This is a genomic window from Pelagibius sp. Alg239-R121 (genome assembly GCF_947331435.1).
Classification (GTDB): Bacteria; Pseudomonadota; Alphaproteobacteria; order Kiloniellales; family Kiloniellaceae; genus Denitrobaculum.
In genome coordinates this window covers 256,990-278,191 of record NZ_CAMZOF010000011.1, presented here as the reverse complement: position 1 = coordinate 278,191, position 21,202 = coordinate 256,990, and the positions used below count along the sequence as shown (strand labels likewise).

23 protein-coding genes are annotated in these 21,202 nt (G+C 58.0%); 11 read left to right on the top strand and 12 right to left on the bottom strand.

What is annotated here, in order from left to right; all coding sequences use genetic code 11:
• Window positions 1-154: 154 nt before the first annotated feature.
• From QMZ18_RS30865 to QMZ18_RS30840, 6 genes are all read right to left on the bottom strand, one after another.
• Window positions 155-1,807 (bottom strand): RNA-directed DNA polymerase, encoded by a 1,653-nt coding sequence (locus QMZ18_RS30865; protein ID WP_282610262.1) that lies wholly within the window; start codon window positions 1,805-1,807, stop codon window positions 155-157.
• 193 nt (window positions 1,808-2,000) lie between these two features.
• The gene (locus QMZ18_RS30860) at window positions 2,001-2,213 is read right to left on the bottom strand and encodes a DUF2783 domain-containing protein (RefSeq protein WP_282610261.1); all 213 of its coding nucleotides are present in this window, start codon (window positions 2,211-2,213) and stop codon (window positions 2,001-2,003) included.
• Window positions 2,210-3,916, bottom strand: a complete 1,707-nt coding sequence (locus QMZ18_RS30855) for an FAD-dependent oxidoreductase (protein ID WP_282610260.1) — start codon at window positions 3,914-3,916, stop codon at window positions 2,210-2,212. Before QMZ18_RS30855 ends, QMZ18_RS30860 begins: the two co-directional genes overlap by 4 nt.
• A 182-nt stretch (window positions 3,917-4,098) precedes the next feature.
• On the bottom strand, window positions 4,099-5,076 hold the full coding sequence (locus QMZ18_RS30850) for an MBL fold metallo-hydrolase (protein WP_282610259.1): 978 nt from the start codon (window positions 5,074-5,076) through the stop codon (window positions 4,099-4,101).
• A gap of 25 nt (window positions 5,077-5,101) precedes the next feature.
• A complete protein-coding gene (locus tag QMZ18_RS30845) occupies window positions 5,102-6,088 on the bottom strand; it encodes a fumarylacetoacetate hydrolase family protein (protein WP_282610258.1) in 987 nt (328 codons plus the stop codon).
• A gap of 65 nt (window positions 6,089-6,153) precedes the next feature.
• A complete protein-coding gene (locus QMZ18_RS30840; RefSeq protein WP_282610257.1) occupies window positions 6,154-7,308 on the bottom strand; it encodes a homogentisate 1,2-dioxygenase in 1,155 nt (384 codons plus the stop codon).
• Window positions 7,309-7,679: 371 nt separating this feature from the next.
• Here QMZ18_RS30840 and QMZ18_RS30835 point away from each other — a divergent pair, with 371 nt between their 5' ends.
• The 3 genes from QMZ18_RS30835 to QMZ18_RS30825 all read left to right on the top strand — a co-directional run bounded on the left by QMZ18_RS30835 (window position 7,680) and on the right by QMZ18_RS30825 (window position 9,944).
• A complete protein-coding gene (locus tag QMZ18_RS30835; RefSeq protein WP_282610256.1) occupies window positions 7,680-8,270 on the top strand; it encodes a MarR family winged helix-turn-helix transcriptional regulator in 591 nt (196 codons plus the stop codon).
• A gap of 105 nt (window positions 8,271-8,375) precedes the next feature.
• Complete coding sequence (locus QMZ18_RS30830) at window positions 8,376-8,693, top strand: hypothetical protein (protein ID WP_282610255.1); 318 nt, start codon at window positions 8,376-8,378, stop codon at window positions 8,691-8,693.
• Between the two features lie 321 nt (window positions 8,694-9,014).
• Entirely contained in the window at window positions 9,015-9,944 is a 930-nt protein-coding gene (locus QMZ18_RS30825) for a neutral zinc metallopeptidase (protein WP_282610254.1), read from the top strand.
• Between the two features lie 49 nt (window positions 9,945-9,993).
• Here QMZ18_RS30825 and QMZ18_RS30820 read toward each other — a convergent pair whose 3' ends face one another.
• Window positions 9,994-10,518 (bottom strand): hypothetical protein, encoded by a 525-nt coding sequence (locus QMZ18_RS30820; RefSeq protein WP_282610253.1) that lies wholly within the window; start codon window positions 10,516-10,518, stop codon window positions 9,994-9,996.
• Window positions 10,519-10,535: 17 nt separating this feature from the next.
• Complete coding sequence (locus QMZ18_RS30815; protein ID WP_282610252.1) at window positions 10,536-11,057, bottom strand: TIGR02594 family protein; 522 nt, start codon at window positions 11,055-11,057, stop codon at window positions 10,536-10,538.
• Between the two features lie 258 nt (window positions 11,058-11,315).
• Between QMZ18_RS30815 and QMZ18_RS30810 the strand changes: the two genes are divergently transcribed.
• Window positions 11,316-11,732, top strand: a complete 417-nt coding sequence (locus QMZ18_RS30810) for a GFA family protein (protein ID WP_282610251.1) — start codon at window positions 11,316-11,318, stop codon at window positions 11,730-11,732.
• A gap of 19 nt (window positions 11,733-11,751) precedes the next feature.
• Here the strand turns inward: QMZ18_RS30810 and QMZ18_RS30805 are convergent, their stop codons facing one another.
• On the bottom strand, window positions 11,752-12,177 hold the full coding sequence (locus QMZ18_RS30805) for an NUDIX hydrolase (protein ID WP_282610250.1): 426 nt from the start codon (window positions 12,175-12,177) through the stop codon (window positions 11,752-11,754).
• Between the two features lie 185 nt (window positions 12,178-12,362).
• Between QMZ18_RS30805 and QMZ18_RS30800 the strand changes: the two genes are divergently transcribed.
• The 5 genes from QMZ18_RS30800 (at window position 12,363) to maiA (ending at window position 15,251) form a co-directional block, all read left to right on the top strand.
• On the top strand, window positions 12,363-12,761 hold the full coding sequence (locus tag QMZ18_RS30800; RefSeq protein ID WP_282610249.1) for an MAPEG family protein: 399 nt from the start codon (window positions 12,363-12,365) through the stop codon (window positions 12,759-12,761).
• Between the two features lie 35 nt (window positions 12,762-12,796).
• Window positions 12,797-13,123, top strand: a complete 327-nt coding sequence (locus QMZ18_RS30795) for a TfoX/Sxy family protein (protein WP_282610248.1) — start codon at window positions 12,797-12,799, stop codon at window positions 13,121-13,123.
• Between the two features lie 15 nt (window positions 13,124-13,138).
• On the top strand, window positions 13,139-13,810 hold the full coding sequence (locus QMZ18_RS30790; RefSeq protein WP_282610247.1) for a DUF2461 domain-containing protein: 672 nt from the start codon (window positions 13,139-13,141) through the stop codon (window positions 13,808-13,810).
• A 97-nt stretch (window positions 13,811-13,907) separates the two neighbouring features.
• Window positions 13,908-14,501, top strand: coding sequence for a hypothetical protein (locus QMZ18_RS30785; protein WP_282610246.1), 594 nt, complete (start codon window positions 13,908-13,910; stop codon window positions 14,499-14,501).
• A gap of 57 nt (window positions 14,502-14,558) precedes the next feature.
• On the top strand, window positions 14,559-15,251 hold the full coding sequence (gene maiA / locus QMZ18_RS30780; protein WP_322097462.1) for a maleylacetoacetate isomerase: 693 nt from the start codon (window positions 14,559-14,561) through the stop codon (window positions 15,249-15,251).
• A gap of 27 nt (window positions 15,252-15,278) precedes the next feature.
• On the opposite strand, the gene QMZ18_RS30775 is transcribed toward maiA, so the two are convergent.
• Window positions 15,279-16,298: a glucokinase gene (locus tag QMZ18_RS30775; RefSeq protein WP_282610245.1), complete on the bottom strand. Its 1,020-nt coding sequence runs from the start codon at window positions 16,296-16,298 to the stop codon at window positions 15,279-15,281.
• 164 nt (window positions 16,299-16,462) lie between these two features.
• Complete coding sequence (locus QMZ18_RS30770; RefSeq protein WP_282610244.1) at window positions 16,463-17,677, bottom strand: cytochrome P450; 1,215 nt, start codon at window positions 17,675-17,677, stop codon at window positions 16,463-16,465.
• 386 nt (window positions 17,678-18,063) lie between these two features.
• On the opposite strand from QMZ18_RS30770, the gene QMZ18_RS30765 reads away from it, so the two are divergent.
• Entirely contained in the window at window positions 18,064-18,441 is a 378-nt protein-coding gene (locus QMZ18_RS30765) for a helix-turn-helix domain-containing protein (RefSeq protein WP_282610243.1), read from the top strand.
• A 34-nt stretch (window positions 18,442-18,475) separates the two neighbouring features.
• Here QMZ18_RS30765 and QMZ18_RS30760 read toward each other — a convergent pair whose 3' ends face one another.
• Complete coding sequence (locus tag QMZ18_RS30760; RefSeq protein ID WP_282610242.1) at window positions 18,476-19,324, bottom strand: IclR family transcriptional regulator; 849 nt, start codon at window positions 19,322-19,324, stop codon at window positions 18,476-18,478.
• A gap of 301 nt (window positions 19,325-19,625) precedes the next feature.
• Between QMZ18_RS30760 and QMZ18_RS30755 the strand changes: the two genes are divergently transcribed.
• The gene (locus tag QMZ18_RS30755) at window positions 19,626-20,810 is read left to right on the top strand and encodes an acyl-CoA dehydrogenase (protein ID WP_282610241.1); all 1,185 of its coding nucleotides are present in this window, start codon (window positions 19,626-19,628) and stop codon (window positions 20,808-20,810) included.
• Window positions 20,811-21,202 lie beyond the last annotated feature (392 nt).

Genomic DNA, 21,202 nt, shown 5'->3' with positions numbered 1-21,202 from the left:
AGCAACTATTAATAGTGGTTCGGATGCAAAGACTTTGGGGATAGTGCTTATTGGTCGAGCGCAAATCTCACTTTACGCGACTTTTACCTGCGACTAATGCACAAATTTTAACTTGGTCCTGAACTCTCAACAGGACGTCAACAAATGCCTGACGTTAAAATTCTAGCAATTCGTCGTCCTCGTCTTCGTCGTCATATATGTCTTCGTAACTACCAGTCGGAGATTCTATTGCAGACATCACGCTAGTGGGTTCTTCAATATCCTCAAAAACAACCGGCACAGCTTCGGAATTATAAAATGAAACATCGTCATCATAGAGTGTTTTGAAGAACTCATACCCTTGTTGGTTCTTTGTCTTAATTTTAAAGCCAAATGCGCGATCTGCTTCATAGGCAAGTAGCCAGTTTGCTCCCAGCATTGGTTTGTCACCAATTCGATCCAATATGCTTTCTTTGGGAAGTCTAAAATTAAGCTCGCAAGATTTGTGAACATCTAGAGCTAGTGTGCTTGGGAAGGGGCCACATTTTGTGATCACGAGTTCAAAAGTTTGCTGAGAGATCTTTGTCTTAATTTCCTTAACTAACCACAGTGCCCACGTGACCTCAGAGTCGTTTCCTGTTCTGGCATTGTACACAATAGATTTCTCTGTTACTCGACCCCACAGGTTCAAATCAACACCCTCTACTCTGTGGCGCCAAGCAACTACTCTAGCGACGTAATCCCAGCAATGCGGGAAACTTATAGCAGATCTTACAAGGAACGGTTCAAGCAGATCCCAGTATTTGACCCAGATAGAGAGTTCGTCAATTTTTCTGAGTGCAAATTTAATAATCCCTTCGTCTGATTTTGCGTTTGAAGTTCGAATGATTTCATCGAGAAAATGGACGAAATCCGCACGCTTTTGACCTTTGCTTGAGCCATCAGAACCCGAAAACCGTTCAATTTCGCGGCGTATCTCGACCGGCCAAAAAGGTTCGAGATCTTCACTTGAGTTCAATATACAAGTCTTCGATTCATTGATGTCCAATTCAAAAGATCGAATTGCATCACGCATAGAACTAAGAAAGGTTGCTGCATCATCCTGATTGTCAGCGCCGATGAATACATCATCGACGAGACGGAGCATTGGTATTTCACGGCTGTGCATTTGCCGGAATTTTGTGTCAATCGCTACGCCAATAATCTCAGAAATAAGACGCGAAAAATCTGGACCAACTGGGATTCCAACAGTTTGTCCGTCTTGTGCCTGTCGCACAATGTAATCAAGTTGGTTGCCGAAAATCGTACTTGAATCGGGTTTTCGATCTTTTTTTGATTCTGATTTACCGTGGAGAGCCCAAGGTATAGCGTGAGTATATATTGAATGGTAAAAACGGGATATATCGGTTTTTACGACATATTTAGATGAAGAAAAGCACTGTCGGCGCATTTTGTGGAATTCTGGAAAGCTTGATATTGTGAGAGGCCTACCATCAGACACTTGAAATTTCGGGTTTGAGCAGGTGTCTGATGAAATTGATAAATGTTCGTCAATTGCTTCCTTGTGTTTTTTGAAAAATATAGCCGCGTCGATCATGAATACTGGGTTTGGCATCGTAAAAGTACGTCGCTGTCCTCCACGCTTAGAGGCATTGTATCGACATGCTTCCGTCGGGGCTTTGGAAATAAAATCACCGTCGCCGACGGGCCCTAGCGATGCTTCATGAAGGTTTGTGACTTGAAAAACTGGAGGTAGATTCTCGGGAAAAAATCCGCGCTCTAGCATCTCCTCTACGAAGTAGGTTTCGTTGTTGCCGATAAACGTCACCAATAGCTTTCCTTCCATACAGCATGGAATTGCAAGATAGCCGTACTATTATTAGGTGTTGAGATTGTAATGCATTAAAGCTCAAAATTGCAGGTATTTTGTATCGCGAAACTCTGGTAGCCTCGCTCATCTGCTTTCATGATCTTTAAATTGTTAGAAAATTTTGTTGAAAGTCACAAGGTAAACTCTATCCCTACAAACCCTTCCTCGCTGCCTCCACAGATTCCGCAATCACCTCGTCATCCCCAATGTGATTCGCCAGCAACAGCACCAGCCGGCTGTTGAAAGCCTGGCTCTGCTCGGGCGTCAGATCACGATGGGCGTCGATCAACACCTGATAGATGTCGTCCGGGCGGGTGAGGCGGGCTTCGCTTTTTAGCTGGGCAGTCATCTGCTGGGCGCTCATGCGGCGGTTCCTTCCTTCTCAGCGTCTGCCTCGGCACTCGCCGGGCCTTTCCCCAAGGCCCGCTGCAGCGCGCCCCGGATCGCCTGCGGGTCGGCCTGACGCCAGCGGGCGGTGACGTGCTGGTCGGGACGGATCAGGTAGAAGGTGCCGGGGCGGGAGTCATAGCGGGCGTCGGCGAGGTGGTCGCGGTCTGTGAGTGCGCCCGCCGGGGCCGTCGTGCCGGGCGGGAAGACGGCGACCAGTTTCACCGGCATCTCCAGGGCGGCGAGGTTGTCGCGCAGTTGGGCGAGGCTTTCGGCGGTTTCGGTTTCGCGGGCGAAGTAGAGGGCGCAGAAATCGCCGCCCAGGTGATGCAGCAGCCAGGTATCTTTGCCGTCCAGCGTCACCGGCGCATCGACGCAGGGTGCGCCGGGGATCATGGCGCCGATGAAGCCCGGGCTATCCGGTGAGTTCAGGCCGGAGTCACTGTAGGTCGAGGGCAGGGACAGGCGGCCCGAGTTCACCAGACGTCGCGCGAAGCCGTGGTCGCGGGCCAGGTCCAGGACGGCGTCGCGGAAGGCGCGGCTGGCGTCGCTTTTCGGGGTGATGAAATCGGTGCTGCGGGTGGAGTTCAGGATGTTTTCGTCGGCGGCGAAGGCGCGTTCGTCGTGGTAGCTGGCGAGCAGGCTTTCGGGGGCTTTGCCGTCCAGCACCAGATCCAGTTTCCACGCCAGGTTATCGATGTCCTGCAGTCCGCTGTTGGCGCCGCGCGCGCCGAAGGGCGAGACCTGGTGGGCGGAATCGCCGATGAAGAAGATGCGGCCATGGCGGAATTTTTCCAGGCGGCGGCATTGGAAGGTGTAGACGCTGACCCACTCCAGTTCGAAGTCCACGTCATTGCCCAGCATGGCCTTCAGGCGCGGGATGACGTTCTCGGGTTTGCGCTCTTCCTCCGGGTCGGCGTCCCAGCCGAGCTGCAGGTCGATGCGCCAGACGTCGTCGGGCTGTTTGTGCAGCAGGGCGGACTGGCCCTTGTTGAAGGGCGGGTCGAACCAGAACCAGCGCTCGGTCGGGAAGTCGGCCTTCATGATCACGTCGGCGATCAGGAAGCGGTCCTTGAAGATCTGGCCCTTGAAGTCCAGGCCCAGCAGGCGGCGGGTGGCGCTGCGCGCGCCGTCGGCGGCCAGCATGTAATCGGCGACCAGACTGTATTCGCCGTCCGGGGTTTCGATGGTGAGAGTAACGCCGTCTTCCCTGTTGTCGACACCGACGAGTCGGTTGTTCCAGCGCAGATCGATCTCCGGGTGCTTCAGGACTTCGCGCACCGTGAAGGCCTCAAAGTGGTACTGCTGCAGATTGATGAAGGCGGGCATGCGGTGGCCTTCTTCCGGCAGCAGGTCGAAGGCATAGAGCTGTTCCTCGCCGAAGAAGACCTTGCCCTTCTGCCAGGTCACGCCCTTTTCCACCAGCGCATCGCCGACGCTCAGCCGGTCCATGATCTCCAGCGCCCGCTTCGACCAGCAGATCGCGCGCGACCCGGTGCTGACCGTGTTGTCGTCGTCCAGCACCACCACCTTGCGGCCCCGTTGGGCGAGGTCGAGCGCGGCGGCGAGCCCCACCGGCCCCGCGCCGATGATCACCACCGGATGGCGCACCGGCGTCGCGGCCGACTGATCCGGCGAGGGCTGATAGGTGAAGTCGGTTGCTGCTGTGCCTTCGGACATAAGTGCGTCCTCTATTGTTTTGTTTAGCTCGGCACCGGCCCGCTCCCCCTCCCGGCCACCCACAGGATAATCGCATTGGGTGGCCGGGAAGGGGGAGCGGGCTGGTGCCGGTTTCGGCGCTAGCCGAAACTTAGTCAAACAACTTGCCGGAGCCGGTTCGGCGTCAGCCGAACTTAATCAACCTACGCTTCGGCAAATTTAACTTCCTTGTCGCGCTCCAGGGCGGCCCACATTTCCATGTCGCGTTCGGCGGTCCAGATGCGCGGATCGGTGATGCCCTGGGCTTCGTCGAAGGCGCGGGTCACGTCGAAGGGCATACAGTGCTCGAAGATCACCCACTCGCCGTATTTCTCGGACAGTTTGGCGAAGGTCTCGGCGTAGACGGCGTTCAGTTCCTTCTTTTCGGCCACGCCCTGTTTGACGGCTTCGAACATCTCGCTCAGGAAGGCCTGGGTGCCGTCGATGGCCTTGGCGACATCTTCCGGCGTTTCCAGCGCGTCGCCCCGGCCGGGGATCAGTTTCTGGGCGTCAAATTTGCGCAGGTTGGCGAGAGTGGTCGGCCAGTCGGTCAGGTAGGCGTCGCCGGTGTAGGGCGTTGCGCCGAACTCGACCAGATCACCTGAGAAGCAGATCTTGTCGTCGGGCAGCCAGGCGATGATGTCGCCCTTGGTGTGGCCGCGACCGATGTGTTTCAGTTGCACTTCGCGCTTGCCGAGGCGGATCGTCATCTCGCTCTCGAAGGTCATGGTCGGCCAGGTCAGGCCGGGCACGGATTCGACTGAGTCGAAGAGACGCGGGAAGCGCTGGACTTCCGATTTGAAATCCTGTTCGCCGCGCTCGACGATCAGGTCATAGGTGCCCTGGCTGGCGATGATTTCCTGCGCGCCGTAGGCCGAGGCGCCCATGACCCGCACCGCGTGATAGTGGCTGAGCACCACGTGCTTGATGGGCTTGTCGGTGACGCTGCGGATACAATTGATCAGGGATTGCGCCTGGACCGGCGTGGCCTGGGCATCCATCACCATCACGCTGTCATCGCCTATCACCACACCCGAGTTGGGATCGCCCTCGGCGGTGTAGGCGTAGACGCCTTCGGCCAGTTCGGTGAAGGTGATTTTCTTTTCCTGCAGGTCGCCCTGCGAAGCAAATTTGGCGGTCATGGTTCTCTCTCCTGCGGGGTGTTGTTTAGCTCTGGTGCTTCACGACCTGCTGGTCGATGGCGCCGAAAATGGAATGGCCGTCCTCGGCCAGCATCTCGATGCGGACCCGGTCGCCGAACTGCATGAAGGGGGTCTTGGCCGCGCCCTCGTCGATGATCTCCAGCATGCGCTGTTCCGCCAGACATGACGATCCGGCGGAGCGGTCCAGGTTCGAGACCGTGCCCGAGCCGATGATGCAGCCGGCCATCAGCTTGCGCGACTTGGAGGCGTGGGCGACCAACTGCGGGAAGTCGAAGGTCATGTCGACGCCGGCGTTGGGCTTGCCGAAGAGCTCGCCGTTCAGGTGCGTGACCAGGGGCAGGTTGACCTTGCCGCCGTCCCAGGCATCGCCCAACTCGTCGGGCGTGACCGCCACGGGCGAAAAGGCGCTGGAGGGCTTGGCGTGGAAAAAGCCGAAGCCCTTGGCCAGCTCGGCGGGGATCAGGTTGCGCAGGGACACGTCGTTGACCAGCATCAGCAGCTTGATGTGGTCCTTGGCGTTTTCCGGGGTGACGGTCATGGGCGTGTCGTCCAGGATCACGGCGATCTCGGATTCGAAATCGATGCCCCAGTCCTCGCTGCCCAGCACCACGTCGTCGCGCGGGCCGATGAAGTTGTCGGAGCCGCCCTGATACATCAGCGGATCGCTCCAGAAGCTCGATGGCATCTCCGCGCCGCGGGCCTTGCGCACCAGTTCCACGTGGTTGACGTAGGCCGAACCGTCGGCCCATTGATAGGCGCGGGGCAGGGGCGATTCCAGGGTGACCGGGTCCAGCTCGAAGGCGGCGCTGAGTTCACCGGCGTTCAGCTTGGCGTAGACCGCTTCCAGTTCGGGCGCCTTGGTCTCCCAGTCCTCGATGGCGGCCTGCAGCGTGGCGGCGATGCCGGGGACTTCGACGGCATGGGACAGGTCGCGGCTGACCACGATCAAGGTGCCGTCGCGGCTGGCGGATTTGATGCTGGCGAGTTTCATAGGGATCTCTCTGAGTCTTTTTGTGTTGGTTTTAGTTGTTTTCGATGGCCGTCAGGTGACGCACGTTAAGTGACGCGCCAGCTTTTCACGTAGTCCGGCTGTTCGATGCCGCTGGGCAGGTCACCGACCTCCAGGGCGTCGCGGGTATCGATCATCACCGCGTATTCGTCGGTCGCCGCCTTCTTGGGTTTGAAGGCACCCGCCAGGGCTTTCGGGTGCGGGCCGTGGGTGAAGCCGCAGGGGTGGAAGGTCATCATGCCAGGATGGATGTTGTCCCGGCTGAAGAAGTCGCCTGCGTGATAGAACAGCACTTCGTCGTAGTCGTCGTTGTTGTGATAGAAGGGCACCTTCAGCGCATCCGGATCGCTCTCGAAGGGGCGCGGCGCAAAGGTGCAGACCACGAAGCGATTCCCCACGAAGGTGGTGTGGGCCGAGGGCGGCAGGTGATAGCGGTCGCTCAGCAGCGGGCGGATGTCGCGCACGTTGATGCGCACCGGCGCCAGGTCGCCTTTCCAGCCCACCGCATCCAGCGGGTTGAAGGGGAAGGTCACGGTGCTGATCTGATTGCGGCGCTTGATGGCGACTTGCCAGGTCTTACCCGAGCCGTTCTCGCCAGATTCCTTGCCATCAGACTGCTGGTCCTTGAAGGTCTCGTTCAGCGCCGGGACGTCCAGCATGGCCGGATCGAAGATCGCGTGCGGGCCGAGCATGCCCTTGTCGGGCAGCATGTAACTGCCGTTGGTGGCTTCGATCAGCAGGGCGGTCATGGGCTCATCTGATTCCAGCCGCCACATGGTGCCGCGCGGGATCATGATGTAGTCGCCGGCTTCGACCTCCAGATGACCGAAGTCGCAGAAAAGGTCGCCCTTGCCCTGATGCAGGAAGATCAGCTCGTCGCCGTCGCCGTTGCGCGCGAGTTTGTCCATGGTCTCAGGGACTCGCCAAAACCGAACCTGAACCGAGGCATTGTGCAGCACGTCGCGGGCGTCCCAGGGCGAAGCCTCGATCTGGTTGATCAGGGTCAGGTCGAAGGCGCGGGGGCGTAAGGGGCCTTCCCAGTCTATCCAGCCGGTTGGCGGGTTCTTGTGATAGATGTGGGCGGCCGGGCCGAAGAAGCCTTCCTTGCCCATCTCCCGCTCGTAGGTGCCCTCGGGCAGCTTGGCGTGCGCCTGCCGGGACGCCAGTCCCTCGATATGTTGAAAAGAAATGTGGCGTTTCATCCTCTGGCGCTCCTTAGAATTGAGTTCGGGCCAAGCGGGGTGTGAGTCGGTTTGCCGGCGCGCGGATCACTTTTGGTGGGAGGGAATGGCGGGTGGCAGCCGGTCCGCTCTGTCGCCCTTTCAGCGCGGCGCCGGACGTTCTCTCCCTATGATCGCGTCTTCCGACTCTTGGTCTGACCCTCTGCCCGACTCTCGGTCTTACTCGCTGTATGACCATCCAGCCGGCGTTTCCTAACAGCGGTGTTTTCCTAGCGGCCCGTTTTTGGCTACTCTTCGGTTGCAACCAAAATGGTTTCATATGAAACTAATGTCAAGTCGTGTATCGCATCACCGGTGGAGTCTCGCCGGGGTGCCGGAAATTCGGAGGCCCTATGGCCGAAAAAGCTGACTCGATGGAACGCGCGAAACGCGGCCGCTCCGAACGGGGGCGCCAGGAGCGGGAACGCGGGACCCGCCGGCAGGAACGCCGCCCGGCGACGGAGCCTGCCGAGACGCAGGCCGCCGCTTCGCTGAAGCAGGGCTCCGATGCGGCCGTGTTGGAGCTGGACAACTTCCTGCCTTACCGCCTCTCGGTGCTGAACAATCTGGTCAGCCGGGCGCTGGCCTCGCAGTATCAGGCGCGTTTCGGCCTCTCGATCCCCGAGTGGAGGGTGATGGCCAATCTGGGCCGCGCGGCGCCCCTGTCTGCCAATGAAGTCGCTGAACGCACCTCTATGGACAAGGTGAAGGTCAGCCGCGCCATTTCCCGGATGCAGACGGCGGGTCTGGTCAAGCGCGAGACCGACGCGCGAGACAACCGGGTGAGCAGCCTGAAGCTTTCGGCCAAGGGCAAGCGCATCTATGACAAGATCGCGCCGATGGCATTGGCCTGGGAGCGGGAGTTCCTGTCGGTCCTCAGCGAAAAGGAAATCACGGCCTTCGATAAGATCCTGGAAAAGCTGGACAAACGCATCCGGGAGTAGTGATGTCTGTGACATTTTTCGGTCAAAACGACTTGTTTTGTCTCAAATTTGCGATATCGTCGGGATAGAAATTCGATTTTAGATTGATATTGGCGAGGTAGGCCTATGTTTTCGGCGACATCGCGTCAGGTTTCTCTGGCGCTCTTTTTATGTGCAATTGCGGTTGGAATCGCACCTGCGTCTCTCGAGGCGGAAGAGTCGACGCTCTATACGCTTGGGAAGTATACAGCGTTTGCGCGCCATTGTGGCCATCATGACTTGGTCAATGAACTTCAATCACGCTATGGCAGTCTTGAAGAATTCAAGACCGGCCGCCACAAAAACGATCTGCAAAAATACGACCGCGTCCGACTCCCTTGCGGCAAGTTAGAAAACGTACTTGAGAACTTCCTGGTGGAGGTGCGGTCGAAAGAAGCGAAGTAGTGGCGGGGAACGAGAGGCTGAAAGACTTCAGAGCGGGGTATAAAACGAAAAAACACCGCTCCTTCAAAAGGGCTGCGCGCCAGGTTGACTGCCAAGAATTAGCCGTGTCACTGGATGCCTTTCTCGATGGTGTGCGCGAAGGTGAGGCCTGGGCCGCTCCTGATTTAAAGCGCAACAGTCTCGTAGACCACCCGCACCCGGCATTCTTTGAGCCGGCGGGCAAGGCATCCGATGCTCCGCCGCAACCGCCTGTTTTCTGCAGACTTGGAACTTTCTTGGAGGTGGCTTAACCTCCTGATTGTTGCTTGGGTGGAGGCAAAAATGAAGTGGCGGGGGCGCAGGCAGAGTTCGAATATCGAGGATCGCCGTGGCAGCAGTGGTGGCGGCAGATCTGGGCGTATCTCGTTCCCCATGAATCTCGGACGACGGGGCAGGGGTGGCCGTCGCCGTGTGGGACGGCGCTCCGCCGTTGGTGGCTTCGGACTCGTTGCTGTGGTCGTCGTCGCATTGCTCTTCGGTGTCGATCCTTCCATGTTGCTAACTGGTATGCAGGAACCGGCAGGTGATGCTCCATTCACCCGCTCTGCATCGAGAGACTCCGGGTCTGATCCGCTGCGCGACTTCGTGGCTGTCGTTCTCGCCGATACCGAAGATGTTTGGCACGTCTTGTTTGAAACCCAGCTCAAGCAGCGATACCAGGAGCCAAAGCTCGTTCTCTTCTCCGATGGTGTGCGTTCAGCCTGTGGATCGGCCAGTTCAGCGGTGGGGCCGTTCTATTGTCCGGGCGATCGCAAAGTTTATCTGGACCTAGACTTTTTTCGTTCGCTAAGAGAGAGGTTCCATGCGCCCGGCGATTTCGCACAAGCCTATGTGATTGCGCATGAAGTTGGGCATCATGTTCAGACTCTGCTGGGAATCTCGCAACGCGTCCGCGAGGTCCAGTCCAGCGTGAGCAAGGTGCAGTCGAACGCTCTTTCCGTCCGGCTGGAGTTGCAGGCGGATTGTTTTGCCGGCGTATGGGCCAACCACGCTGAGAGAACGAAAGCGATTTTGGAGCAAGGAGATATCGAGGAAGCTTTGGGGGCTGCCAGCGCCATTGGCGATGATACTTTGCAGCGTCAGGCGGGTGGCCGGGTCGTGCCGGATTCCTTTACGCACGGCAGTTCCGAACAGCGGCAGCGCTGGTTTCGGCTTGGCCTCAAGAATGGGCGACTTGAGGCCTGCGATACTTTCAATGCGAACTCGCTTTAGCGGGAACCTTTAGTCTCGTCGGCGCCTATGCTCAGATCCTATCCCGCCTTTACGCAAAAGGCGCAGCAACTGCATCGACCACCCAGAGGCCGTCTTCCTGGCGCCAGCGGATGAACATCAAATCCTTGATGTCGGGCAGATCCGGTGGGGAAAACTGTTGTTCGCCACTGCGCTGCCAGGGGTGGCCGCGCGTCGTTTCGACGAAGTCTCTGATACTGTCACCGTCGCCTTCAAAAAAACTCTCATAAAGGCCACTGCGTTCTGCAAGGTCACGGCGCAGATCGAAGAGGCTGTGCACGCTGCGTGCTTCCGCTTCGCCGAGGGTGCTCTGGAAGGTCCAGACGCCGCGCTGAGGAAAGAGCGTCGCGAAGGCTGAAGTGTCCGAAGCCTTCAGGGCGGCAACGAAGCGATTCATGGCGTATTGCAACGCCTTCTGTTCGCCTTCCGTCAGAGCTGGCGGGGCGGGGTTGGCCTTCGCCGGCGGTTCAGGGGCTGTTTTCTCGGGGGCTGCGCAGCCGGTCAGGGCGAAGCCAAGAAGCAGTGCCAGCACGGGAACCAAGGATTTCAAAGTCATGTGACGATCTCCCGGTTTCAACGACAAACGATTTCGCGGCTGTACGCGGTCGGCCAGCGGAAGCCGAGCAGACGGCGTTTCGGATAGGCGCGGATCGAAACCTGATTGCTCGGGCCGCCTTCGTCACCACGCTGATTTCCACCCAGCAGGATAATATCATTGCCGTCCACACCGACAAAGAACGCGACATGCCCCTGCCAACCCCGTCGTGATCCACGCCACAAAATGGTGACGGCCCCGTACATCGGTGCATCGTCCGGCAGGGGATTGCCCCACTTCAACCAGGAGCGCGCGGTCGGTTTGTCGGTTCCCGGGATGGAATTTTGCTCCATCACCCAGTTGATAAAGGCCGAACACCATTCGGACTCGTCGTTCTGAAATTGCCACTTGGTTTTCATGGTCGAGAAATATTCGACGATCCGCGGATTGTGCGCGTTGCCGGGCAGTTCCTTGACGCCATATTCCTCCAACGCCTGCTCCATCCAGGGAAAGCGCATGAAGTTACTGGGCGACATCATGGTTGGACCAACGGCTTGCATGAAAAGCTCCTTCAATTCCAATTGTCACACACGCCGAATGTGTTGAGTGGCTCCGCCAGAATGCGGTGGAGTAGATAAAATTATATGTATACAAATATAAATCGAATATAGGACCAGACTCGGCAATAGGCAAGTCTCGGTTTTAGGCCTCTGGACAGCAACGCTTTGGCTTCCAGCTTTCCTCCGTCCATAATCTGCTCTCAATGGCAAAACCGCGGCGACCACGCAGCAACCTGTTTTGAGTATTGGAGGGACCCCATGAGCCGAACGGAGCTTTCAGGGCGATGCTTGTGCGGTGCCGTGCAGTACCGGATTACCGGTCAGCCAGACGATGCCTTCTATTGCCATTGTGAAAGCTGCCGGAGAAGTTCCGGTGCGCCGTTTGTAGCCTGGGGGCGCGTGCCTCAAACCCGCTTCGAGCTGACCCAGGGCGCATTGTCGAAATTCGCCTCGTCGCCGGACGTAACACGAAGCCGGTGCACCGGATGCGGTACCGAGATTCTGTACCAGCACAAGGATTGCCTGCCTGATCTCGACTTTCCTTTGGCAACACTGAATAACCCAGAAGATGTAGCACCCGCCTATCATGTTAGGACGGTGGAGAAGTTACCCTGGGTTCAGTTGGGTGACGGACTCCCGAAGTACGAGGCGTGGCGCCCGAAGAAAGACGCATAGGGTGTATTGCGCGGCTGTTTTAGGCCTTATGCCGCACCATCGCCTGCTGTGCCACCCGGCCGACGGCCGGGCTCTTGTCCTCGGGGGTTGCCAGGATCTCCTCGTATTCAAACCATTCGGCTTCCGAGACGTCATCGGCTGCAAGAGGCTCTCCACCCAGATAATCGCAGAGGACGGCGACCAGAACGTAATGGTGCTGCAGTTCGCCATTCTTGCCCCGGATAATCACATCGACCGAAGTCAGGGTGTCGCGCGCTTCGGCCTCGATGCCGGTTTCCTCGCGCAGTTCGCGGATCGCCGCTTCCATCACCGTCTCGCCACGTTCGATCTTGCCGCCGGGAAAGCCCCAGAGACCCTTGTCGGGCCTGTTGTTTCTGCGCACCAGCAAGAAATGCGACTCTCGAATGACAACGGCGAGGGCCGCTGGGATTGGTCTCTCTGTCATGCGGGGAAATCCGTCTGGCCTTGGAATGGCCAGACTACGTCACTGCCGCGCGAAAACAAAATGAATGCCTCCTGTCGGATTACTGACCGCTCCCGCGTCTAGAAAGTGAACGCACCGAAATGCAAACACGCGGTCGCGTGTATTTTGTTCGGTCGGTGCGACGGGAATTTTTGGAGGTAACCGCCATGACGCTTTCCATCACACCGCTCTTTGCGGGGCTCCTTATCGTGGTTCAGGTTTTTATGACCGCCTTTGTCGGGCTCTATCGGGTCAAGTCCGGCATTGAATTTCTTGATGGCGGAAACGTCACCATGACCCGGCGCATGCGGGCCCATGGCAACTTCACCGAGACCGTGCCGATTGCTCTCTTGGTCATGGTGTTGGCCGAGTTGCTCGGTGCGCCTGCCGTATTGTTATGGGCCGGCGGTGCGGTTCTGCTCATCGGGCGCTTGATGCATGCCTACACCATTGTGAAGTATGGGACCGCGGTGGGACGGGCTATCGGTATGGCCATGACAACTCTGCCCATGGCCGCATTCGGGGTTTTTCTGATTTGGGCCATGCTGGATCCTTCTGGTATCTGATTCAGTTGGCCATCTGATTCAACAGGGAGATGCCAATGCCTTACGACCCCCATCTTGCCGATTTGATGCGCGTGGCGCTGGAGCCGCGCCGGGGTATCACAGAGAAAGCCATGTTCGGCGGTTTCTGCTGGTTTCTGAACGGCAATATGCTCTGCGGCGTCGAAGTCGGCCGCTTCATGTTTCGGGTCGGGAAGGAACGGGAGGCCGAAGCGGTCACGCGGCTGGGTGCGGAAGCTGTCGTTTTCAGCGGGCGGCGTATGGGCGGCATCATCTGGGTCGATGCGGATGCCTGTCTGGACGCAGGACTGGATGGCTGGATCGACCTGGCGTCGCAGTTCGCCGGTTCCTTGCCGCCGAAATAACCGAAGGGAGCAGACATGCAGGCGAACGGTTTTCCCGGGTTCCCGGCTGCAGGGATCAAATTTCTGCAAGATCTGACCGCCAACAACAATCGCCCCTGGTTTGAGCAAAACCGGGCCCTCTACAAAAAAGAACTTGAGGCGCCCGCAAAGGCGTTTGCCGCCGCCATGGAAAGGGAATTGGCGCAACGCTTCGGCGTGGACTTTAAGGGCAAGATCTTCCGGCTGCACCGGGATCTGCGCTTTTCGAAGGATAAGACGCCATACAACACGCACCTGCGTATGGCGTTCTTTCCTTTTGACGCTGCGCAGGACGGCCAGGGCTTCTATTTCTCGCTTGAGCCGGAGTGCCTGATTCTAGGTGGCGGCGCGATGGGCTTTTCAAAATCCGGGCTTGAAACTTTCCGGCAGGCGGTTGTCGATGATGCGCAGGGCCACAGCGTCGAGGCTATGCTCGTGGGACTGGTCGAGGGGGGCTTTCGATTGGAGGCGCCGGAGTTGAAGCGTGTACCGGCCGGTTTCGACAAAGCTCACCCGCGCGAAGCCCTCTTGCGCAGAAAGAGTCTGACCCTGTGGCGCGACCTGTCAGACCATGACGGAGTAACGAATCCTCGGGCAGTGGCGTTTTGCGCAGGCGTTTTTGAAAACCTCCGGCCGCTGTATCAGTTCCTGGGCGCATTGCGAAGTTGACGGAGTGCATACGGGCCTCGCTCATAAATATTGCATGTATACGAATGAATAGCTATATTCACAACTTCGATATGGGTGAAATCGTGAGGAAAATCCTATGGCCGTCTCTCCAGCGTCGCCGTCCACAGTCAGCGCGATCGAAAAGGTTCTAAAGGACAGCAAGGCGAACAAGCTTGTGGATTTTATCCTGGGATCCATCCGCGTGACGCCGGCTCTAATTGCCGATGTGGGAACGGCCTTGAGCAGTGGGAAGATTGCCGTTGTTGTCGATCCCGCGCTCGCGCACAACGCCCGCTATCACGCGAAGCTCAATCAGTTTCAGTTGAAGAAGAACATCTCCACTCTCGATCTCCTGGACAGAGCCCTGTTGATCCATGAAGCGACCCATGCGGTCAACGACATGCGCAAGCTCGGCAAAACGCTTAACATTGACGATGAAGCCGCAGGCTACATTGCTCAGGCGCTCTATCTCTATGGCAATCATCCGGTAAAAACCGACCGCCTGAAGGACGCGAAGAATGCCGCTGCCGATAAGCTTTACGCGGCTGCCTACAGTGCGGCGGTCGCGATCGTCGGAAAGAAAAATGCGGCTGTCATTTCTCAGGAAGTCACAAAAGTCAAAGCCGCCTTGAAGCTGGTCCCCGAATACAAAAAGACCATCGGTATGTCGGCTATCCATGATGGCATCTGATCCCGAGGTTCAATGTTGGCGCTCTTGATCTCCAAACAGCGGTTTACATAGTTTCAGATGAAACTACTATGGCCGGATGCAGCAGCAGGCAGTCCGGAGGTCGATCGCGCCATGAAACTTTACAGCTATTTTCGCAGTTCGGCTGGATGGCGTGTACGTATCGCACTGGCGCTTAAGGGACTCGACTTCGATCTGGTCCCGGTTCATCTGCTGCGTGATGGCGGTGAACATCTCAAACCGGATTACGCGAAAACCAATCCACAGGGACTGGTGCCGGCACTGGAGGTCGATGACAAAGTCTTCACTCAGTCTCTGGCGATCATGGAGTATCTCGAAGAAACCTATCCCGAGCCCAGTCTGCTGCCGGGTGATGCCGCGCGACGGGCCGAGATCCGGGCCTTCTGCCAGGCAATTGCCTGCGAGATCCACCCTCTCAACAATTTGCGGATCCTGAAGTACCTGGTGCGCGATCTGGGTCATGACGAAGAGACCAAGCTGGCTTGGTACGCGCACTGGATTCGAGAGGGCTTCGGTCCGGTGGAGCGTCTGCTGGAACGCGAAGAGGGCCCCTATTGTTTTGGGGCTCAGCCGACATTGGCCGACGCTTGCCTGGTGCCGCAAGTTTTCAACGCCGAGCGCTTCAATGTGGATCTGTCGGACTTTCCCAAAGTCCGGGCGGTTAACGCGGCATGCCTTGATCTTGAGGCGATTGCGGCAACGGTTCCCTCGCTTCAGCCGGACGCCGAGTAGCGGCTGGAAGAGATTGCGCCGTGTTGGTTACTGTGAGCCGGCGAGATAAGCGGCAGCACCAGCGAGACCAGGGTAATCTGCAGTAATGACATAGCAGGGTATGGCGGTGACATAGCCGGACAGCCGGCCCTTATCTTCGAACCTCCGTCGAAAGTCGCTGCGGGCGAAGAAGTCACCAAGACGTGGCACGATGCCGCCGCCGATGTATATTCCGCCCCGGGCGCCAAGCGTGAGGGCGAAGTCACCTGCGAAGCCACCCAGCAAGGCGCAGAAAATCTCGAGGGTTTCGCCGCAAAGAGCGTCTTCCCGTGCCAGTGCCTTGGCGACGATTTCGGACGGCGTCAGATCCAGAACTCCAGCCCCATCGATTGCGCCGAGCGCCTGATAGAGCGCTTTCAGTCCAGGGCCGGACAGAACGCGTTCAGCAGAAACGCGGCTGTAATGTTGTTCCAAATGATGGAGGGCGGCTGTCTCGCGCAAACCGGAGACGGCAAGCGAAGCGTGTCCACCCTCCGCATCCAGAGGAATCCAGTCACCTTTATAGGGAATCAGGCCCGATACGCCGAGGCCGGTTCCCGGACCGACGACACCGATCGGCAGTTTTCCGACTTGGCTGATGCCGCCGACCTGCCGCAGGCTGTCCGAGGGCAAATGCGGGAGAGAGAGCGCAAGAGCCATGAAGTCGTTGATGATCTCGAGCCGCTGCAGACCGAGCTGTTCTTTCGTTCGCGCCCGGGAAAAATCCCAGCCGTTGTTGGTCATGCGGATCCGGTCGTCATGGGTTGGGCAGGCAAAAGCGAAGCAGGCCTGAACGGGTCTCGGTAGCCCCATAGTGTCCAAGTATGATTGAGCTGCATGGGCGGGATCGCGATAATCGGCGCAGGCAAGGGTCCGGGCCTTGCTGATCTTCCCATCGGCTGTGGCGACGGCAAAGCGGGCGTTCGTTCCGCCGATATCAGCGATCAAGCTGAGGTTTTCCGCGGTCTGGCCGGACTTTTCCATCGCCCGTCCGGTCGTGGTTCCCGCTTTCACTATCTTTAGTCCCATGCTTTTCGTCTTTCTGCGCGTCAATGACGGGCTCCGTCAGTCCGCTGTCACCGGCCGCTTTGTATCACGATCGCTGCGAGAGAGCTATGCTGGCTGTTGCGACTGCGTCCAGAGCGCGGTTCGGAGCCCCTATGTTTCGATGCTCTTTAATCACGGCGATACGATCAGGCGGCAAGGCTGACCGGCAGGTGCGAGACAACGCGGAAGCGCGCGCGATCCGGCCGCAAGGTGGGACCCGCTTGCTCGATCTTGTGAAAGCGGACGAGCAGTTTTGAAAAGGCGAGGCTGGCTTCCATGCGGGCAAGAGAGTTTCCGGCGCAGATGTGGATGCCGTTCCCGAAGGCCAGATGCCGGTTCGGTTTGCGGGCAATGTCGAATGCCTCCGGCGCGGGGAACTGCCGTTCGTCGTGATTGGCGGCGGCGATGCCGATGTGCAGGAAGGTACCGGCGGGCAATCGCTGACCGTGCAGGGTTACCTCGGTCATTGCGCGACGGTTGCCGATCTGCAGGGGGCTTTCATATCGCAGCATTTCCTCCACTGCACCTTTCATCCTGTCCGGTTCGGCGCGCAACAAGGCCATCTGGTCGGGAAACCGCAACAGCAGGTCCATACCGTTGGAAATCAATGTGGTCGTAGTGTCATGGCCGGCGTTCAGCAGAAAGATGCAGTTGTGCATCAGTTCCAGTTCGGTGAGGCCGTCCGGGCTGTCATGGTCGGCCAGCAGCGCCGAAAGAATATCGGTTTCCTCCCGCTCATTCAGGCGCGTGCGCTTCCAGGCGATCAGGTCACGCAGATAATCTTTGAAGGCATCCACCGCGGCATTGCCCGTCGCAAGTTGCGCCGGCGTGAGGCTGGGTTCCAAGCCGCCCAGGATGACGTTGGCCCAATTGCGCAATGGTTCGCGTTCGTCCTTAGGAATGCCCAGCATATCACCGATCAGGTTAAGCGGGATGGCATTCGCGAAGTCGTTGACCAGATCGATCGTGCCCGCAGCCTCGGCCTGATCCAGCAGTTCGTCGATCATGGCCGCGACATTGGCTTCAAGAGCCCTGAGGGTGCGCGGTGTGAAGAAGGGCGCGAGGAGCCGCCGGACCCTTGTGTGGTAAGGCGGGTCGTTGAATACGAGAGAAGTCGTGTGGTGCTCATAGAGTGGCCCGTCGCCGAATTTGGGTTTGAAATCGACTTTTTTGTCAGAGCTGTAGCTCTGATGATCTTTAAGAATCGCTGCGACATCTCCGTAGCGGCTTATGAAGTAGGAGCCATCAGACTGCTGGCACAGCGGCGCCGTGTCACGAACCTTGCGGTAGATCGTATAGGGGTCCTGATAAAAGCCCTCACCCAGATTTGCCAGCTCGAACCCCGTCATGTCCGCGATCATAGTTAATCCTGTCTTAATACTTATTACCGATGATGTTGCTGCGACCCTGCGGTTGCTGCACCTGCGAAAACACCCTATGTTAATACTGCCTGCCGCTGCCATGCGCTTTGACTGGCAATGACTACTCCGCGGCAATCACTACCCGGCTTCTGCGATTGTTCAGCTATCCGAATCTTCCACAAATTGACCTGAGTTTGTCATCCAAAACGTCGCAGAAAAGATCAAGCTGTCGCAGGTTCCACAGAGTTCTAACCCGGAAGGGCTAAAACTGCCGCTTTGCTGCCGGAACGCCGAATTGTTCGCTAGAGGCTGATTCTTCGCACTTTAAGAGCGGCGAAGATCCAAATTTATCTGTAATCGACCATAGACTAGGAACGCTCCAGATCATGATATCAGACACCATTGGCGGTCGCATTCGTCAGGCCCGCACCGAAGCCGGGCTGAGCCAGAAACAATTGGCTACACGCCTGGCCGTCACCAACAAGACCCTCGAGAACTGGGAAGAAGATCGCAGCGAACCGCGCGCGAACAAACTCGTCATGCTGGCCGGTGTTCTGAACATTCCCTCGACCTGGCTGCTGACCGGGAACGCGCCGAAGGACATGAAGCGCGATTTCGATTTCCAGGAAACCATGGGCATCTCGCAGAAATTGGAGCGCGCAATGGCCATGCAGGTGGCGATGGCATCCCTGCTGGAAGAGGTCTCGACCGACGTTTCACGCTTGCAGAACGAGCTGGACAGCGAACTCGAGCTGGAAGGCTGAGGCTTAAGTTCCGTCGGTATCGCCACAATCAGGCTCATATCTCGCCGCGCGCCGAGGCAACGCGGCGCACCAGATCGACCAGTCTGGGCCCGACTTCCTGTTCCATCCGTTCCTTATCGAGCATGAAGGCGGGGCCGCCGCAGTTGAAGGCCATAACAGGCGCACCGTCCCGCGGTACCAGCGGGACGCCAACGGCGTGGACGTCCGAGCGCCATTGCCCGAACGATGTACAGAAGCCCTTTCTGGCGATGTCTTCGCTGGCCTGGGCGATGCCCTCCTGAATCTGCGGCCAGTCATCGCCGCTGCGCTCCTGGATCCGCTCGGTCAGATACCCGCGTTCACCGTCGGGCAGGGCACAGAGAAACGCCAATCCGATCGACGTGGTTTCCAGCGGCACGCGTGCCCCGATTTCAAGCCGAAGTGTCGCGAGGCTTTCGGGGTGGCAGGTTTGCAGATAACGCATCGACATGCGGTCGCGCCCGCCCAGAGCCACTGACACACTTTCGCGATCCGCCAGTTCCTGCATGGCTGCGCGGGCGGTTTGGCGCACTTCCATGCCCGCAAGACTGGCGTAGCCGAGCGCGAGAACCGGCGTTCCAAGCTGATATTTACCAAGCCGTTCGAGATAGGTGATGTAGCCCAAGGCGCTCAAAGTGTAGGTCAGGCGGGAAATGGTTGCTTTCGGCAAGCCGGTTCGTTCAGCTAGCTCTTGATTGCCCAACGGACCATCGCCGGGCTCGAAAGCGCGCAGAATCTCCAGGCCGCGGGCCAGAGCCGTGACAAATTGCCGGTCGCCCGCCACGCCTTTTACGGCCCCGTCAGCCTGCAACTGATCCTTCAGTGATCCATCGATCTTCGGGTTTCCGTCGCGTCTCTTTCGCACGCTGTCGTTATCCCTTTATCCGTTTATTCCGCCTTCAGATCCTTCCGGGCGCCGGCGATAGCGGAACGCTGCCGGCCAAACAGACCGACCCCAGTTCACATGACGGGTCTTGTCGGCCGCTGCTGAATCGGTGTCATCGGATCTCGGGTTTCTCGCCGAAGCGCGTCGACTCGGAGCAGAGCAGGCACACTCAAGACGAATGAATCCCATAAAAGCATTGAACCGAAGGGTCTCACGCTTTAAACATAACGTCAAGATTTGCGGAAAAATATTTCGCATAGCGGAATTAATGGAGATTGCCATGTCGTCGAAGCCGGACTTCAAGTGGGACGATCCTTTGCTGCTGGATGATCAGCTCAGCGATGAAGAGCGGATGATCCGCGATGCTGCCCATGCCTATTGCCAGGATAAGCTGATGCCGCGGGTGCTGGAAGCTAACCGGCATGAACTGTTCCATCGTGAGATCATGGACGAATTGGGTGAACTGGGTCTGCTCGGTTCAACAATCCCCGAGGAATATGGCTGCGCCGGCGCCAATTACGTCAGCTATGGCCTGGTGGCGCGCGAGGTGGAGCGGGTCGACAGTGGTTACCGCTCGGCCATGTCCGTGCAGTCCTCACTGGTCATGCATCCGATCTACGCTTACGGCAACGAAGAGCAGCGCCATAAATACCTGCCCAAACTGGCCAGCGGCGAAATGGTCGGCTGTTTCGGGCTGACCGAGCCGGATCATGGTTCCGATCCCGGCGGTATGAAGACCACGGCGCGCAAGGTCGACGGCGGTTATATCGTCAAGGGCGCCAAGATGTGGATCACGAACTCGCCAATCGCCGATGTCTTTGTTGTCTGGGCCAAATCGGATCCGGACAATGCCATTCGCGGTTTTGTGCTGGAAAAGGGCATGAAAGGCCTCAGCGCACCGAAGATCGAAGGCAAGTTCTCCCTCCGGGCCTCTATCACCGGCGAGATCGTGATGGACGACGTCTTTGTTCCGGACGAGAATCTGCTGCCGAACGTTCAGGGCCTGAAAGGTCCTTTCGGCTGCCTGAACCGCGCCCGCTATGGGATCTCCTGGGGCGCACTCGGCGCTGCCGAGTTCTGCTGGCAGGCCGCACGCGACTACACCCTGGAGCGCACTCAGTTCGGCCGGCCGCTGGCGGCGAACCAGTTGATTCAGAAAAAGCTGGCGGATATGCAGACCGAAATCACCCTGGGCCTGCAGACCTGTCTGCGTGTGGGGCGCCTGTTCGATGAAGGGCGCGCGGCGCCTGAGGCTATTTCACTGGCCAAGCGAAATTCCTGCGGTAAGGCACTGGACATCGCCCGCACCGCGCGGGACATGCACGGCGGTAACGGTGTTTCCGACGAATATCACGTGATCCGCCACGTGATGAATTTGGAAGCGGTCAACACCTATGAGGGCACGCATGACATCCACGCCTTGATCCTTGGGCGCGCGCAAACCGGAATTCAGGCGTTTTTCTAGCAGAAATTGCAGAAATTCACCGACTTGCTTCGAGTCGGACTTTATGGAGCGAGGGGCCAGGTGCCCCTCGTTTTTTTATGAAATACCGCAGGCGTTTCAACTCAAGCAGGCTGCGCGCTTGAAGTCCCGGCTCCGTATGGTCTTGGTTTCAGCTGCGCGCCACCGATACAGGAAGCCGTCTTCCGACAGTGTGGAAGACACCTCCCGGTCATTCACGAATCGGGTGAAACGGTTAACAACAGAGGGATGGAAATCTGTCCTCGCGGCAGTCGTTAAGGTTAATCTTTAACGCCACTTTGGTTAACGAAAATGGTTAACAACGGGGACACAAAAACTTTATCACCAAAAGTTTGGCGAGAATGTGTCGGCAGCATGGTTGGTGAATGCTTGGG